The organism is Apibacter sp. wkB309 (genome assembly GCF_002964915.1).
Lineage (GTDB): Bacteria > Bacteroidota > Bacteroidia > Flavobacteriales > Weeksellaceae > Apibacter.
In genome coordinates, this window is sequence record NZ_PSZL01000022.1 from 23,688 (window position 1) to 38,563 (window position 14,876).

Below are 14,876 nucleotides of genomic sequence, written 5' to 3' on the forward strand. Positions count from 1 at the left end.
ATAATAATTATATAGATAAAATAAAATTAATTATATGGCTAAATTACCTGTAGATGGAGATAAAATTATAGAGCAATTTGGACCTCATAAAAATTATACACCAAAAGAAGGTTTCAAAGGAATTTCAGATCCGGATAAACTTGTAAAAACACATTGTTGTTTTTGCGGAATGCAATGTGGTATTCAGCTAAAAGTAAAAGATAATAAAGTAATCGGATTCGAACCTTGGAAAGAGTTTCCTTTTAATGAAGGAAGACTTTGTCCAAAAGGAGTTCAGCGTTATCTACAAGATAATCATCCGGATCGATTACTTCACCCGATGCAAAGGGTTGAAAACGAAGGGTTTAAACCTATTTCTTGGGATGATTCATTTGACAAGATAATTTCAGAAATTCATAGAATTCAAGGGCAATATGGAAATAATGCCTTTGCTATGCTTTCAGGAGTTTCACTAACCAATGAAAAGAGTTACATGATCGGTAAATTTGCTCGTGTAGCTTTAAAAACAGCTAATTTGGACTATAACGGAAGACTTTGTATGGTTAGTGCCGGTGCAGGAAATAAAAAAGCATTCGGAATGGACCGATCTTCCAACAGTTGGGCAGATTTGAAACATGCAGAAGTTATCATGGTAGCCGGAGCAAATGTGAGTGAAACGTTCCCTACTTTAACTTATCGACTTTGGGAAGCCAGAGATAACGGTGCAAAGTTAGTGGTAGTCGATCCAAGAGTCACCCCATTTGCTAGAACGGCAGACTTACATTTAGATTTACGTCCGGGTACAGACTCTGCTTTATACGGAGCTATACTTAAAATCTTATTCGACAACGATTGGGTAGACCATGAATTTATAGAAAAACACACCTCAGGTTTAGAAGAAACCTTACAGTCAATTCAAGATCATACGGTAGAATGGGCTGAAGAGGTAACCGGTGTTTCAGCAGATAAAATACGCAAAGCAGCCGAAATATGGGGTAAAGCTAAAACCAGCTTCTTATTACATGCCAGAGGAATCGAGCAACATTCCAAAGGGGTAGATAATGTAGTTGGATGCATTAATTTAGTGTTGGCAACCGGAAGAATTGGAAAACCTTATTGTGGTTATGGTACCATAACAGGTCAAGGAAACGGACAAGGAGGTAGAGAGCACGGACACAAATGTGATCAACTTCCCGGAAACAGAGATATAGAAAATCCTGAAGACAGAAAAGTAGTATCCGAAATATGGGGAATCGATGAAAAAGATTTACCGCACAAAGGGTACAGTGCTTGGGAGATTATTGAGGCAATCCATAGAGGAGAAATCAAAGGACTTATATCCATTTGCTTTAATCCTTTAGTTTCTTTACCTAATAATAATTATGTACGTTCTGCCTTAGAAAAATTAGAATTCTATGTAGCCATAGACTTCTTTTTAAGTGAAACCGCACGTTATGCCGATTTAGTTTTAGCAGGATCCCTGCAGGAAGAAGAAGAAGGTACGGTTACCACAGCAGAAGGAAGGGTAGTTCGTGTGCGTCAATGTGTAACCCCTCCGGGAGATGCCAGAACCGATACCAGTATTATTTTGGAATTAGCCAGAAGGTTAGGTGTAGAATCTTATTTCCCGTATAAAAACAGCGAAGAAATTTTCAATGAATTGAGAATAGCTTCCAGAAACAGTAGAGCTGATTATTATGGAATAACTTATGATCGAATTGAAAAAGAAATGGGAGTTTTTTGGCCTTGTCCCGAAATAGGACATCCGGGTACTCCTAGGCTTTGGGAAGATTATAAATTTAAAACACCTGATGGAAAAGCACATTTCAATCCGGCCCCTTATCGCTTATCTTCAGAAATGACCGATGAAGAATATCCGATTATTTTAACTACAGGACGGGTTGTTTCTCAATATCTAAGCGGTACACAAACCAGAAGGATCGGTAAATTGGTGGACCAATATCCTGAACCTTTATTAGAAATACATCCTAATCTGGCACAAAAATACGGTATACAAGATAGTGATTTAATTCGAGTAGTAACTCGAAGAGGAGAAATGATAGTTCCTGCCAATGTTGTAGAAACCATCAGAGAAGATACCGTATTTATACCGTATCACTGGGGAGGAAAACATTCGGTGAATCAATTAACAATATCAACTTTAGATGCTGTTTCCAAAATGCCCGAATTTAAAGTATGTGCATGTAAATTAATTAATACAGGTAAAAAATTATCAAAAGAAGAAGAATCCAAAGCATTCCAAAGTTCAATTGGATAAATTAGAAAATATGGTAAGTACAGAATATAATAAAAATGTAGGCTTTTTCGTGGACATGCAAAGGTGCATTGGATGTCATGCATGTGAAATGGCGTGTGCTGAATGTGAAACTAACGGACAGGACAGTATGATCAATATCCATTATGTTGATCGTAAACATACCATACAAACCACTGTACAGGTTTGTATGCATTGCGATGATCCCGTTTGTGCTAATGTTTGTCCGGCTGATGCCATAACCAAAGATACTTTCGGTGTGGTACATTCAGCGAATACTTCCCGTTGTATCGGATGTTCTAACTGCGTAATGGCTTGTCCATTTGGAGTACCTAAAAAAATGGAGGAAGCAGAACTAATGATGAAATGTAATATGTGTTACGACCGTACCAGTGCAGGGCTAAAACCTATGTGCGCAACGGTTTGTCCAAGTGGAGCACTATTCTATGGAACTTTAGAAGAAATAGAAGCAAAACGTCCGAACAGTACACCGGTAAATAAGTTTATTTTTGGTAAACAAGAAGTAGTTACCAAAGTAAATATTATGATGCCTAAAGGAAGTACCGAGTTAAAAGTTCACTAATAATATTGAAGAAAATGTCAAAAAAAGATAAAGAGAAACCCATTTGGAAAACAGATTTTCCTATAAAGCAGGATGAAGCAACACATGTTTCAAGAAGAGAATTTGCAAAGTTTTTATGCCTACTATCCGGTGGATTAGCTATAGGAAACGGTGCAATAGCTGCTAAATCTTTATTATTTCCTAAAAAAAGGCTGGATGAAGAATATTTTGTTTGTAATTCAACAGAAGTTCCTATTGGGAAGATGAAAGCCTTTGTAATTAATGAAAACCATAAAGTACCTTATATACTTATACATTTAGGTGAAGATAAATGGAGATGTTTTGAACAAAAATGTACTCATTTATCTTGTGCGGTATTATATGATCACGATCAAAATAAAATCGTTTGTCCTTGTCATAAAGGGTTTTTTAATCCCGAAACAGGAGAAGTATTGCAAGGTCCGCCGCCAAGACCCTTACCGCAACTGTCTGTTGTAATAAGAGATGGAAAAGTATACGTAACAGATAAAGATAAAGCCTAAGAATATGAATAATTTCAAAGAAGTTCAAAATTCAGCAAATTCAAATAAAATTAATACATTAATGTCTGCAATTATTGTTATATTAATATTAATTTTAACCTTGCAGGTATGGATGATGTATGGAGCATTGAACAATGCGTTAGATGATAACCAGGCGTTTGCGTGGGCAACATTTGGAGGTTCGGTTTTTCTTTTCTTCTCGGCTGTCTTTTTACTAAGATATTTACCGGAACCACCTAAAAATCTAAAAAAAGATCCGAATAATAAATATGAATAAACTAGTTGATAGTTATAATCGAATTCATAATTATTTGAGAATTTCTCTTACAGACAGTTGTAATTTCCGTTGCATTTATTGCATGCCCAATGAAAAAATGCAGTGTTTGCCTTACGGAAAATTAATGAGTCCGGAAGAAATTTTCAACATAGCTAAAACGTTTACTAAATATCAAATAAATAAAATACGTCTTACCGGAGGAGAGCCTTTGGTAAGACGTGATTTTGAAGAAATAGTTAAAAGGTTGTCTACTTTACCGGTAGAATTGAATTTAACAACCAACGGGGTGCTTTTACATAAGTATGCGGATTTATTAAAAGAGATAGGATTGCATACAGTAAATATCAGCATTGACAGTTTACAAGAAGAAAAATTTAAATTCCTCACAAAACGTAATGCATTCTCTCAAGTTTGGAATAATATTTTACTTTTCGTAAACCGAGGTTTTCAGGTTAAACTCAACACGGTACTAATGAAAAATGTTAATGATGACGAAATAAAAGATTTCATCTCATTAACTAAAAATTTTCCAATACAGGTTCGTTTTATAGAATTTATGCCCTTTAATGGAAATCAATGGGAAAAAAATAAAGTTATTACTATGGACGAAATGTTGGATGAAATAGATTCTCATTTTATTTATGAGAAAATCCGGGATCACAACCACGATACAACCAAAAAATTTAAAGTTAAAGGATATGAAGGAACTTTTGCCTTCATAACAACCATGAGTCAACCCTTTTGTCAAGGATGTAATAGAATGAGAATTACCGCTGATGGAAAAATGAAAAATTGTCTCTTTGGAAAAGATGAATTTGATATTTTAGGAACCTTACGAAAAGGAGAAGATATTGAACCGCTCATACAATCCTTTCTAAAACACAAACATAAAAAGATGGGAGGTCAATTTGAAAATTTTATAAAATTAAATCCCGAATATCTTAAAAACAGGAGTATGATTAAAATTGGCGGTTAACTTTTCTTTTCGATATGCTAAAAAAAACCTATTGAAACATGAATAAATTTATAACAGTATCTGAGGCGAGAACCCTTATTTCCAACGAAATACGTACTAAATGTCCCATTCGTGAGAAGAATTTGAGCGATTCTTTGCATTCGTATACAGCTAAACAGATATATGCACCCATAGACGTACCGAATTTTACCAATTCAGCGATGGACGGATACGCTTTTTGCTATCAAGATTGGGTGGATAAAAATGAAATAACGGTTAAATACGTCATACAAGCGGGACAAACTGATTTGCCAATATTAAAGAGAGGAGAAGCAGCTCGAATATTTACCGGAGCAATGATTCCGATCGGTGCAGATATAGTAGTCATGCAAGAAAAAGCTGTCGTTGAAAATAATAAATTACTAATTCAAAAAGGAGAATTTCAAGAAGGAGATAATATACGCCCCCAAGGTTCTCAGACAAAAATGAGAGAATTAGTGGCAGCCGAAAACACATTGATCACGCCGGGCGTAATAGGTATGTTAGCAGGTTTTGGAATTGAAAAGGTACACGTTTTTTCCTCACCAAAAATTGGTATTATCGTTACAGGGAATGAATTAGTGACGGCTGGAACCCCTTTGAAAAAAGGACAAATATATGAGAGTAACTCTATTACGCTGCAATCTGCTTTAAAAGAAATGGATATTTCAGTTGAATTTATAGTAAAAGTTTCTGATGATAAAGAAAAAACATTTCATGAAATCCAAACAAGAATAGCGGAAGTTGATGTATTATTGCTTACAGGAGGTATTTCTGTAGGAGATTATGATTATGTAAAAGAAAGCTTAGAAAGAGCAGAGATACATCAACTTTTTTATAAAATTCAGCAAAAACCGGGTAAACCACTGTATTTTGGTAAAAAAGAACAACATTATGTATTTGCCTTACCCGGTAATCCCGCATCCGTTTTAACGTGTTTTTATCAATATGTTCGTCCCTTTATAAAAGGATTGAAAGGGGAAAATCATATTTTCAATTCTTATGAAGATGCTAAGTTGATAAACGACTTTAACAAAAAAAATAAACTCACTAATTTTTTAAAAGGGCATTTAGAAAATGGAGAGGTAAGCATAACATCCTCTCAAGAATCCTATAAAATGAACTCATTCAGTAGTGCGAATTGTATAGTGGAAATATCGGGAGAGGAAAGAATGATCCGTCAAGGGGAAAAAGTTACAGTATGGAGAATTTAAAAATAGAAGGATATATTTGGTTAGAAACTACCCACGGCTTAAAAATAGGCAGGGGACGGGCCGAACTATTGAACAGTATCGAGGAGACCGGATCTATAGCCGCGGCGGCCAGAGAAATCGGCATACCTTATAGAAAAGCATGGGGAATGGTAAGAGAAATGAACGAATATTCCAGTACACCACTGGTTTTTAAAAATCTGGGAGGTAAAAATGGAGGCGGTGCTTTCTTGACTAAAGAAGGAAAAAAAATTGTGGAAGAATATAAAAAAATAAACGGCCAGTTTAATTTATTTAAAACCAAAACTTTATAACAATGGAAGCTTATATCCTTGCAGGAGGAAAAAGTACTCGTATGGGAGAAGATAAAGGTTTAAAAAAACTAAACGGAATTCCTATAATACAATACAGTATTGAAGTTTTATCCCAATGTTTTCCTTCGGTTAAAATTAATACGGATAAAGAAGAATATAAACAATTCGGTTTAGAATTGGTTCCAGATAAGATTAAAAATAAAGGTCCATTGGGAGGAATTCATGCAGCATTAGATCACTCAAAAAAAGATGTATTTGTTGTAAGTTGTGATATGCCTTTCATTACTTCCGAAGCAATTAATTATCTAGTTGACAACCTCAGTACTAATTTAGCCACCATAGCAAGTTATAACGGAAGAATTCAACCATTGTTTGGAATATATACTTATGATGCACTACAATTTATAGAAGATAAACTAGCCGATAACCAATTAAAATTGACGGAATTTATTATAGAATCCGAATCTAAAGTAATGGACCTAACTGAGATAATTGAAAAAGATATCTTTTCAAATATAAATACTCAAGAAGAATTTAAGAAAATCGAAAAAATTTTAAAACAATATGAATATTAAAATTTTCGGGAAATTAACCGATACTTTTCAGAATGAAAAATATCAACTAAATGATAAGGTTAATACTGTTTCAGAACTTAAAGAAATATTGGAAATTTATTTTCCTGAATTAAAATCTTTAAATTATTTGATTATTGTTAATAACCAAAATGCAAAAGAATCAGACCCGATACCGGAAGGTGCAGAAATAGCTTTACTTCCGCCATATTCCGGAGGATAAAAATTTAATTTAATCAATCGATGGATTTTAAAAGATATAACAGACAAATAATTTTGTCCGGATTTGGTGTGGAAGCCCAGAATAAACTTTGTAAGTCTCGTGTTTTGGTGGTGGGAGCGGGAGGATTGGGTTGCCCCGTGCTTCAATATTTAGCTTCAGCCGGAGTTGGACAATTGGGAATTGTTGATTATGACACTGTTGAATTGACCAATTTGCATAGACAAATTTTATTCAAAGAAGGCGATATAGGAAAGTTTAAATCGGAAGCAGCAAAAGAAAGGCTTGAAGAAATGAACTCAACTATTAAAATTACCTCCTTCACGAAAAAGGTTACTTCAGAAAACGTATGTAAACTTATAGATTCTTATGAAATCGTTGTAGATTGTACAGATAATTTTCAGGTACGGTACCTTCTTAATGATATCTGTACCTTAAAAAATATTCCCTTAGTATATGGAGCCATTTATCAATATGAAGGTCAAGTTTCTGTTTTCAATGTGGAAAAAGATAAAATGAAAACCAATTACAGAGATTTATTTCCTGATCCACCCAAACCTTCAGAAGTTCCAACCTGCAATGAGACAGGGGTTTTAGGCACCCTTACGGGTATAATTGGCACCATACAAGCCCAAGAAGTTATAAAATTAATTACAGGTATCGGAGAACCTTTAGTACATAAATTAATGATATTTAACATCTTGTATTATAGTACTCGAATTATTAATTTTGCCGAGTCGGAAAAAAATTCAACTCCAAAAAATGAAGATGAATTTAAAGCTGTCGATTATGAATGTAGTTGTGGAATTTTTTCATCCGAAAATGAAATTGAAAATCTTACCCGGTTGGAAGAAGTACTTTCCAATGAAAAATCGATACTGGTTGATGTAAGAAACGAAAATGAACTACCCAAAATTTCCGGTTTCGAACATATACAAATTCCGTTGTCTGAGATTGAAGATAATATACCTATTCTTGAAAAATATGACACAATTGTATTTGTTTGTAAAACGGGAATACGCAGCAGCCGAGCTGTCGAGATAGCCAAAGAATTGTTTCCCAATAAAGCTATATGGCATATTCGAAACGGAATTGACACGATTTTTTAAATAGAGAATTATATGAAAAAAATATATCCATTTTTAGAGGGAGCTATACCCGCAGAATTTATTTCTGAAAGTATTCAAAGCCATACTCATAAAAAAGATATTGGAGGACATAGTATTTTTTTAGGACAGGTTAGAGCTGATATAGTTGAAGGAAAGGAAGTTGAAGGAATAGAATTTACCGCCTATCAAGAAATGGCTGTTGAAAAACTTTCCCAATTACGGGAAGAAATATTTTCTAAATACGATTTGTTGTGCATGCATGTATATCATAGCCTCGGTTTAGTAAAAAAAGGCGGAATTTGTCTTTTTGTTTTTACATCATCTAAACATAGAAAACCTGCTATGCTGGCTTGTGACGAATTAGTTGAAAGAATAAAAAAAGAACTTCCCATTTGGGGAAAAGAAATATTTAGCGATAACAGCTACCAATGGAAAGAAAACAAACAATAAAACCATGAAAAAACCTTTAATTAGCTCTTTACATGCGGGTAAAATACAACGCTTGGCTAACACAGAATATCAAAGCGCCATTAACAAAAAAAAAGTTACTGATTCACAAAAGGTATCCAAATTGGGATTAATTAATGATGAACAGAGTGATAAGATCAACCATGGAGGAGAAGAAAAAGCGGTACATCAGTATGCCTTTGAAAATTATGAATATTGGAAAACGTGTTTGCCTGAACTTCCTTTATTAGAAAAATCAGGAGCATTCGGCGAAAATATTTCCTCATTAGGAATGACCGAAGAAACGGTTATGATCGGAGATGTTTATAAAATCGGCAGCTGTGTTTTAGAAGTCAGTCAAGCCAGACAACCGTGTTGGAAATTAAACTATCATTTTCAATGCAGTGATATGTCGCTTAGAGTACAAGAAAGTTTAAAAACAGGATGGTATTATCGTGTATTGGAAGAAGGAAGTTTGAAAGAAGGAGATACTATTGAGCTAATAGATCGGCCATACCCCGAGTATAGTTTAACCTATTTATTAACTATTCTATATAAAAAAGAAAATTGTTTAGATAAGGAAATTTTAAACAAATTATTAAAGATAAAATCATTAGCACTAAGTTGGAAAAAAATATTTAGCAATCGTTTAGAAAATGGAACTATTGAAAATTGGGAAAAACGATTGTTTAAATAGAGAAAAATTAATTATTAACTAAAATTAAATTTATGAAACACAAAAAAATTTGGTATTTGTTGTTTTTTAGTTTAGGGAGTTTAAGTCTCTTAACTGCACAGAAAATTAAAATTGACGGAGAACTGAGAACCAGAGGAGAATTAAGAAGTGGTTTTCGTAAGCCTTTGGCAGATTCTTTAGATGCTGCTTATGTGAATAACTTAAGGGTACGATTGGGTGCTACTTATTCTGAAAAAGATTATAAAGTAAAAATTACTTTACAAGATACGGAAACGTACGGATCAAATGGAATAAATAAAACCGGAAATAATTTAGGAGTATACGAAGCTTGGGCAGAATATTTCTTTACCCCTGAATTTTCAGGAGTTTTAGGACGTCAAATATTAGAATATGACGACAAGCGTCTTTTTTCATCCGGTAACTGGAGCAATACCCCTAATGCACATGACCTTTTAAAATTAAAATACGAAACCTCTAAATTTAAAGCACATGTCGGAGGAGGTTGGAACAATGCAGCAGATGTCCTTTATGAATCTGTGTATGACAAAAGTTATAAATCATTATTCTATACTTGGTTGTATAAACCAATTGGAAAATTTACAGCTTCTGCCATATGGGTAAATGAAGGTTTCCAAAAAGGAAATGTTCCTGAAGAAGTAAAAACTTCTATCTTTAGAAATACAGTAGGAGCTAACTTTGGATTAGATGATCGCAGCATTCCTTTTTCATTTTATGCAACCGGATATTACCAGTTTGGATATGACAGGTCTGACAGTAAATTAGATGCATCTTTATTAGCATTGAAAACTAAGTACAGATTCTCCGATTTCATTTCAGCTAACGTAGGGGTTGATTATTATTCAGGTTCCAAATCCACGTTATCAAAATCTAAAGATCACACCTTTAATAAACTTTATGGAGCTAACCATTCTTTTAATGGATCTATGGAGTATTGGGCAACCTTACCTAAGCAAGGGTTACTTGATTTATACGGTGGAATGTCTGTAAAAGCTAATTCAAAATTAACTTTTGACGGAGGATTCCATACTTTTTCAACTGCTGAAAAAATGGATAACCGAAATAACAAAGGTATAGGATCTGAAATAGATTTATTGGCAGATTATACAGTTTCTCAAACATTATCTTTACAAGCAGGTTGGAGTACTTATATGAAAAACAAAGGAACAAGAATACTAAAAGATCAATTGGGAGTTGATACCAAGTTTCCACAATGGGCTTATATCATGATTACTTTCAAACCGGTATTCTTTTCAACCAAAGCAGAAAAATAATTTTAATAAATAAAAAAGTGGTAAATATAACGCATAAAAGTAATTCTTTACGAAAAGCCATAGCTCAAGCTGTGGTTAAGGTGGGATCTCAACAAACTATTCAAACTATTAAGGATAACAAAGTTCCCAAAGGAAATATTTTTGAAATGGCAAAAGTTGCCGGTTTATTTGCGGCAAAGAAAACAAGTGACATGATCCCGGATTGTCATCCGTTGCCCATAGAATATACTTCCATAACCTATGAAATGAAAGAGTTAGAGATTTATATTTATGCTGAAATACATACCATTTATAAGACAGGAGTTGAAGTGGAAGCTATGCATGCGGCATCGGTAGTTGCTCTAACGATGTATGATATGCTTAAACCCATTGATAAGAATGTCGAAATCCAACAAATTAAATTACTGGAAAAAAGAGGAGGAAAATCAGATAAAAGCAATTCATTTGATTTACCATTAACTGCATCCATATTGGTTTGTTCTGACAGCATTTCTAAGGGTGATAAAAAAGACCGTGCTGGTAAAGTAATTATGGAAAAACTTCAAACCATAGGAGTAGATGTTTCCGATTATGAAATTATTCCGGACGAAAAAGAGGATATACAAACCAAAATTAAAGAATATCACCGTAAAGGCGTAAATTTAATTTTGGTAACCGGCGGTACCGGATTATCAAAGAGGGATGTTACCCCTGAGGCGGTTCAACCTTTACTGGAAAGAGAAATTCCGGGAGTGGCAGAAGCGATAAGAAGCTATGGGCAAAACAGAACGCCTTTAGCCATGTTATCGAGAAGCATAGCCGGATTAATCGGAAATACCTTAGTAATTACTATGCCGGGTTCTACCAAAGGAGCAGAAGAATCTATGGATGCAGTTTTTCCTTCGATACTGCATATTTTCAAAATAATTGAAGGAGCACAACACTAAAAATTTTATATAATCATGAAACGTAAGCTAGTTTTTTTGCCGATATTACTATTTTTATTCGGCTTAATATCTTGTACAAAAGAACGTAAAGCTACTATTGCCGCTGCTGCTAATTTAAGATATGTACTGGAAGAAATTAAAGAACAATATCTTAAAGATTATCCGGGCGCAGATCTCCAAATTACTTATGGATCTTCAGGAACTCTAACCCAACAAATTATTAATGGAGCCCCTTTTGATCTCTTTATGTCTGCAGATACTAAATTTCCCGGCAAATTAGAAGATCGAGGATTAACTTCTGCATCGGCAGTTAACTATTGTTACGGAAGAGTAGCCATGTGGAGTTCTACATTGAATTTATCGCAAGGATTGTCAGCCGTTTTGTTACCGGAAGTTAAAAAAATAGCTATTGCTAACCCGGACAATGCTCCCTATGGTTTAAATTCTGTTAATGCACTTAAAAAGGAGGATTTATACGATAAAATAAGTAAACGTATTGTATGGGGAGAAAACATTAATCAGACGGCTCAATATGCATTTTCAGGGAATGCAGAAATAGGGTTTATTGCTTTATCGCTGGCCTTAGCACCTGAAATGAAAAATAAGGGGCACTATTATGTATTACCGGAAGATATATGTCCACCGATAGCACAGGCTGCCGTACTTATAAACGGGTGGGAAAAGAACGGTGAAGCTTCTCGTTTCTTGGATTATATTATCAGTTCCAAATGTGACAATATTTGGAAAAAATACGGATACGGTTTAGCAAAAAAAGATTAATTAATTGAGCGAAGATTTTATAAACACTCTTTGGCTTACAGGTAAGTTGGCAACTCTATCAACCGTTTTCTTATTGTTTATAGGGTTGCCGGTTGCCTACCTGTTGGCATATACGCATTTCAAAATAAAACCCCTGGTAGAAGCTTTGATCTGTATGCCTTTAGTTCTTCCTCCCACGGTAATGGGTTATTATTTATTGGTGGCCTTTAGTCCCCAAAACATGCCGGGCGCTTTTTTAGAGAAACATTTTAATACCAGATTAGCTTTTACTTTTGAAGGCATAATTATAGCAAGTATTATAGCAGGTTTGCCCTTTATGATACAATCTCTTCAAAATGGATTTTCGTCTCTTCCTGTAAGTTACAGAGAAGCTGCCTATACTTTAGGAAAATCCAAAACAACTACATTTTTCAAAGTTTTATTACCTAATATAAAGCCTTCTCTTATTACAGGTGTAGCATTAACTTTTGCGCATTGTATAGGAGAATTTGGTATTGTGTTAATGGTTGGGGGAAATATCCCCGGTGAAACTCGTATAGCTTCTATTGCCATATACGATCAGGTACAAGCATTAGATTATAAAACCGCAAATCAATATTCATTTATTTTATTTTTAATTTCATTTATATTGCTTACTCTCATTTATAGCATTAATAAAGGTTTTAAAATTAAAACTATATAATTTTCTTAATGATATATATTGATATTGAATATAGAATTTTAACCTCGGAAGGAAGTCGTATTCTATCTGTCCAAACTGAACTTCCCGAAAATCAATTAATATGTATTTCCGGGCCTTCGGGAATAGGAAAAACTACACTTCTTAGAATGATTGCCGGTTTAACAAAACCCGATAGGGGAATAATTCAAGTAGGAGATCGCATTTTCTACGATTCTTTAAATAACATAAATTTAAGTCCACAAAAAAGAAACATAGGTTTCATGTTTCAAGATTATGCTTTATTTCCTAATATGACGGTGGAAGAAAATATATCTTTTGCACAAAATAAAGTAAAAGATAAAGCATGGGTAGATACTCTAATTAAGTCTTATGGATTAGATGCTTTACGAAATCAGAAACCTGATAAACTTTCAGGAGGACAAAAACAAAGAACTGCTCTTGCAAGAACTTTGGCTAAAAAAGCGGATCTATTACTTCTGGATGAACCTTTGTCTTCTGTAGATTCAACGATGAGAATAAAACTTCAAAATGAAATTTTAAAGGCACATGCTGTTTTTGGTTCTACTACCTTAGTAGTTTCTCACGATCAAGACGAAGTTAATAAAATGGCTCAGTGTGTTTTATATATGGAATACGATCAAATTCGACTTATCAAGAATTCTTAATATTATATTATATTTTATTTTATCTTTTTGTATAAAATAAATGTATTTTTATTATAATTCGTATATTTTTTTAGAAATTTGTATCTTTGTGTGCACTAAATAAATTTTTCACAATATAATTGAAAAATTAAAACTAACTTCTAGATAAATGAAACTATTAATTTTTCTTTCTTCTTTGCCGGGATTTTTTACAATTACTTTTATTATTTTAAAAGTTATAAATATTATAGAGTGGTCTTGGTTGATAGTTTTTTCGCCTTTATGGTTTACTTTTTTATCTAGTATGATTTTTATTTTTTTATTAATTTTTCATGTAAAAATTTATAAAAGATATCTTGAAAATTTTTTTAAAATAAAATGATTATTAGGTAAAATAATATAACGCTAAAAACGATCTATTAAACGTAAACAATTGTCTGTATTTAACAGGGGTAAAAAATACGGTACATTATCGGTGTGAAAATAATAATTGATTGAAAACAAAATTTTTAGGTTTGTAGTAAACCTGTTTTATTGTTTTTTCAAATAACTTCTTAAAATTCTTCTCGCATCTTTGTTATCCGATTTAGGCATAATAAACGTTAAAGGATCTTTTCGAGATCTTTTCGGGCAGAATCCGAATCCTTTATAAATTCCGTTTTCAATTAAAACTAATCCCTTTTCATCCTTTGTTCTTCCCGGAAGTTTTAATAATACGGTTTCTTGTGGAAAAGAATTTTTTTCTAAATATTGATGCACACGCTTGTTATAATCATCTACGGGTTCTTCATTAACGCAGGCGCCTAAACACTCGTGTAGCGTATATTGGAAACATTGGGCCTTGGATTTATACAATCCGTTTATTTTTTGGCAAAGTTTATAAGTTTCCGTAATGCGGAATAAATCTTCTTTTCCTTGCTTTAAGCTCAAGTAAGAATTAATTTCCTGTGATCGGTTATCTATTTTTTTCAATTGTAAAGATATATACCCTTCTGGAGTTATTTCGGGATATAAACCATAATAAAAAATGCTGTGCCTTTGCGCTCTGTTATAAATAGGTTTATGGTGTTTTATTTCCTCAGATTCCATAAGCAGCGCAATTAATTCGCTTCCTGTAGGTTCATACCTGACTTTGGAAGCAAAGTTTTGTATTTTTACCGATTTGCGGTCGGTACAGGTAAAATGTTGGCTTAATCTTTTTTTGATATTATTGCTTTTTCCGATATAAATCAATCGTTCTTCATGGGTATAAATATAATATACTCCCGGAACGGTGGGTAAATCGGTAACCATCTTTTTTAAATCCTCACGCATATTCACTCTGTTTTTTATAAAATTATCATCGGATGATAT

The 14,876-nt window shown here is 33.5% G+C and carries 18 protein-coding genes; 17 read left to right on the forward strand and 1 reads right to left on the reverse strand.

Translation table 11 applies throughout. The features are described from left to right. The first annotated feature begins 34 nt into the window (after positions 1 to 34). The 17 genes from C4S75_RS05920 to C4S75_RS06000 are packed head-to-tail and all read left to right on the forward strand — an operon-like array spanning position 35 to position 13,544. Entirely contained in the window at positions 35 to 2,257 is a 2,223-nt protein-coding gene (locus tag C4S75_RS05920) for a molybdopterin oxidoreductase family protein (RefSeq protein WP_105297389.1), read from the forward strand. Positions 2,258 to 2,267: 10 nt separating this feature from the next. After that, positions 2,268 to 2,837, forward strand: a complete 570-nt coding sequence (locus C4S75_RS05925; RefSeq protein ID WP_105297390.1) for a 4Fe-4S dicluster domain-containing protein — start codon at positions 2,268 to 2,270, stop codon at positions 2,835 to 2,837. A 14-nt stretch (positions 2,838 to 2,851) separates the two neighbouring features. Further along, positions 2,852 to 3,358, forward strand: coding sequence for a Rieske (2Fe-2S) protein (locus C4S75_RS05930; RefSeq protein ID WP_105297391.1), 507 nt, complete (start codon positions 2,852 to 2,854; stop codon positions 3,356 to 3,358). A gap of 4 nt (positions 3,359 to 3,362) precedes the next feature. Beyond that, positions 3,363 to 3,635, forward strand: a complete 273-nt coding sequence (locus C4S75_RS05935) for a hypothetical protein (RefSeq protein WP_105297392.1) — start codon at positions 3,363 to 3,365, stop codon at positions 3,633 to 3,635. Beyond that, entirely contained in the window at positions 3,628 to 4,611 is a 984-nt protein-coding gene (moaA, locus tag C4S75_RS05940; protein WP_105297393.1) for a GTP 3',8-cyclase MoaA, read from the forward strand. Before C4S75_RS05935 ends, moaA begins: the two co-directional genes overlap by 8 nt. Before the next feature lie 38 nt (positions 4,612 to 4,649). Then, the gene (locus tag C4S75_RS05945; protein WP_105297394.1) at positions 4,650 to 5,843 is read left to right on the forward strand and encodes a molybdopterin molybdotransferase MoeA; all 1,194 of its coding nucleotides are present in this window, start codon (positions 4,650 to 4,652) and stop codon (positions 5,841 to 5,843) included. Further along, positions 5,831 to 6,154: a winged helix-turn-helix domain-containing protein gene (locus tag C4S75_RS05950; RefSeq protein ID WP_105297395.1), complete on the forward strand. Its 324-nt coding sequence runs from the start codon at positions 5,831 to 5,833 to the stop codon at positions 6,152 to 6,154. The genes C4S75_RS05945 and C4S75_RS05950 overlap by 13 nt, the downstream gene beginning before the upstream one ends. A gap of 2 nt (positions 6,155 to 6,156) precedes the next feature. Then, positions 6,157 to 6,729: a molybdenum cofactor guanylyltransferase gene (locus C4S75_RS05955; RefSeq protein ID WP_105297396.1), complete on the forward strand. Its 573-nt coding sequence runs from the start codon at positions 6,157 to 6,159 to the stop codon at positions 6,727 to 6,729. Then, complete coding sequence (locus C4S75_RS05960; protein WP_105297397.1) at positions 6,719 to 6,949, forward strand: MoaD/ThiS family protein; 231 nt, start codon at positions 6,719 to 6,721, stop codon at positions 6,947 to 6,949. The genes C4S75_RS05955 and C4S75_RS05960 overlap by 11 nt, the downstream gene beginning before the upstream one ends. Before the next feature lie 20 nt (positions 6,950 to 6,969). Next, a complete protein-coding gene (moeB, locus tag C4S75_RS05965) occupies positions 6,970 to 8,055 on the forward strand; it encodes a HesA/MoeB/ThiF family protein (RefSeq protein ID WP_105297398.1) in 1,086 nt (361 codons plus the stop codon). Positions 8,056 to 8,067: 12 nt separating this feature from the next. After that, positions 8,068 to 8,505 (forward strand): molybdenum cofactor biosynthesis protein MoaE, encoded by a 438-nt coding sequence (locus C4S75_RS05970; RefSeq protein WP_105297399.1) that lies wholly within the window; start codon positions 8,068 to 8,070, stop codon positions 8,503 to 8,505. A 4-nt stretch (positions 8,506 to 8,509) separates the two neighbouring features. Next, complete coding sequence (locus C4S75_RS05975; protein WP_105297400.1) at positions 8,510 to 9,199, forward strand: MOSC domain-containing protein; 690 nt, start codon at positions 8,510 to 8,512, stop codon at positions 9,197 to 9,199. A gap of 32 nt (positions 9,200 to 9,231) precedes the next feature. Further along, complete coding sequence (locus tag C4S75_RS05980; RefSeq protein ID WP_105297401.1) at positions 9,232 to 10,491, forward strand: alginate export family protein; 1,260 nt, start codon at positions 9,232 to 9,234, stop codon at positions 10,489 to 10,491. Positions 10,492 to 10,508: 17 nt separating this feature from the next. Then, positions 10,509 to 11,417: a bifunctional molybdenum cofactor biosynthesis protein MoaC/MoaB gene (moaCB, locus tag C4S75_RS05985; protein WP_105298130.1), complete on the forward strand. Its 909-nt coding sequence runs from the start codon at positions 10,509 to 10,511 to the stop codon at positions 11,415 to 11,417. 15 nt (positions 11,418 to 11,432) lie between these two features. After that, entirely contained in the window at positions 11,433 to 12,197 is a 765-nt protein-coding gene (gene modA, locus C4S75_RS05990; protein WP_105297402.1) for a molybdate ABC transporter substrate-binding protein, read from the forward strand. A gap of 4 nt (positions 12,198 to 12,201) precedes the next feature. Then, positions 12,202 to 12,879, forward strand: coding sequence for a molybdate ABC transporter permease subunit (modB, locus tag C4S75_RS05995; RefSeq protein WP_105297403.1), 678 nt, complete (start codon positions 12,202 to 12,204; stop codon positions 12,877 to 12,879). Between the two features lie 8 nt (positions 12,880 to 12,887). Next, entirely contained in the window at positions 12,888 to 13,544 is a 657-nt protein-coding gene (locus C4S75_RS06000) for an ATP-binding cassette domain-containing protein (protein ID WP_105297404.1), read from the forward strand. Positions 13,545 to 14,054: 510 nt separating this feature from the next. Here C4S75_RS06000 and C4S75_RS06010 read toward each other — a convergent pair. Next, on the reverse strand, positions 14,055 to 14,837 hold the full coding sequence (locus C4S75_RS06010) for a GIY-YIG nuclease family protein (protein ID WP_105297406.1): 783 nt from the start codon (positions 14,835 to 14,837) through the stop codon (positions 14,055 to 14,057). Positions 14,838 to 14,876: the final 39 nt, after the last annotated feature.